Here is a 1,703-nt window from a genome sequence, read left to right as displayed (position 1 = left end):
GCATAGGGGCAGACAGCCTGCAATACCAGGCCGCCCACAGCCTGCGCCTGCTCAGCCTGAGCGCGGAGCAGACCCGCACCCTGGCCCGTGAAGCCATGGGCAACCTGCGCAGTGGCTTGTCTGGCCTGGGGCCGGGCCGCGCGGACTTGATGTTGAGCCTGGGTGGGTTGTGGTTCCAGCAGGACAGCCTGCGCAGGAATCATGACGCGCTGAACGCGATCCCGGGCAATGCGGAGGCCGAAGCGTTGGCAGCGGTCTGGTCGTCGTCCATCGGGGTTTTGGGGTTGAGTATTGAAGCGACAGGGAAAGCGATCGAGATATTGCGGCCTGCCCGGGTTGCCGTGACGGCGGGCTCGACATTGATGCAGGGGACGCAACTTGTGAGGTACGGAGGTGCCATTGCTGCCGTGGCCGGTATTGCAGATGGAGCTAATTATTTATTAGCAGCTCAACGAACAGCCTCTCAGGGAGACCACCCATCCAAAACCTTCTACTACGCATCCGGTATATTTGCGTTTGTTTCAGCAATTGCAGGAGCAAGTACACTACTATTTGGCACTGCCTTTCTTGGACCAGTAGGGATAGCCATAATATTTGCACTCTCATCTTATGTGCTAGCGACGACTGCCAAGAAGAAAGAATCCTCCCCATTGGAAGTCTGGGCACGCCAGTCCAGATGGGGATTACCGGCTTCGCATCGCGAATGGCAGGTCGCAGGAGACAACGATAACGCTATAGGCGCTCTCAACGCTGCTTTATTGGGCATCACTGCGCATATCTCAATAGACATAAAGTTCAAAGAAACCCATCCTCCAAAAACGATAGAACCGTTCGTCACGGTCAGGGACAACTTTTCCATCCCACTCGAGACACGCCTGGACTACACAATCACCATTCCAAACTTCATTCAAGAACGGGCAAAATACGAATGGACACTGGTAATTTACTCACCGGGAAGAAACACTGTGCCGACCGTGCACTCCGGAGACAGCGACAAAATAAGAACAGGGCTACATGAGAGCACCGGCAGTCCAGAGGATAGTTCCAGCCGAGGAGAAACCCTAAAAATAGAAGGCAGCATACCAACCGCAGACCTCAACACTATCGATGCGTTTGAGTTAACAGTCAGCTATTGGCCCGACAAGGACGACACCACAAACCTAGCGAGACTAGTAAAAAAACAAGACAAACTGGACACAAGGGGATAAAAATGAAACGACCTACCCTGACTCCTCCATGTTCAGGCTGGAAAGAAGACTTCAATCTTCCAAGCGAACCTACCAAGATAGAACCATCACCCGAATTATTAAATGCAAACTACCAAGACAGCATCTACCTGGAAATATCCCGACACTCAATTTTCATGCGAGAGCTACTGCTTTTACTAGCACTAGCCAGCATCCCAGTGCTCATCCTATCCATATATACGCTAATAGACACCGTAGCACATCACCAACATGAATTATTCTTAATTGTAGTTATTGCAACATTAACAGGGATATGGCAGGCGGCATCATTCATCCGCGCAATCCTTCTCACCCCGCGTGATGAACCAATACGCTTCAACCGTGTCCGCCAAAAAATTTACGCCTACAACTTCAATTTCTGTTGGTGGAACCCCTTTAGTCCATGGCCAATAAAAATCGTCAGCTACGACTGGAAGGATGTACGCGCAGAACGCTGGAGAAAACAAGCCGTAACCC

The 1,703-nt window shown here is 51.4% G+C and carries 1 protein-coding gene and 1 pseudogene; both read left to right on the top strand.

The window, feature by feature from the left end:
* Window positions 1–1,208 (top strand): annotated as a pseudogene (locus HU735_RS26760) (hypothetical protein); the annotation flags it as partial.
* 2 nt (window positions 1,209–1,210) lie between these two features.
* Window positions 1,211–1,703: DUF6708 domain-containing protein (locus HU735_RS26755; RefSeq protein WP_346655382.1), on the top strand; the 493-nt coding region annotated here is incomplete at its 3' end.

It is taken from the genome of Pseudomonas sp. BW16M2 (assembly GCF_014268865.1).
GTDB lineage: Bacteria > Pseudomonadota > Gammaproteobacteria > Pseudomonadales > Pseudomonadaceae > Aquipseudomonas > Aquipseudomonas peradeniyensis.
Note: the sequence above shows the minus strand (reverse complement) of the source record. Positions and strands in the feature narration are given on the sequence as shown.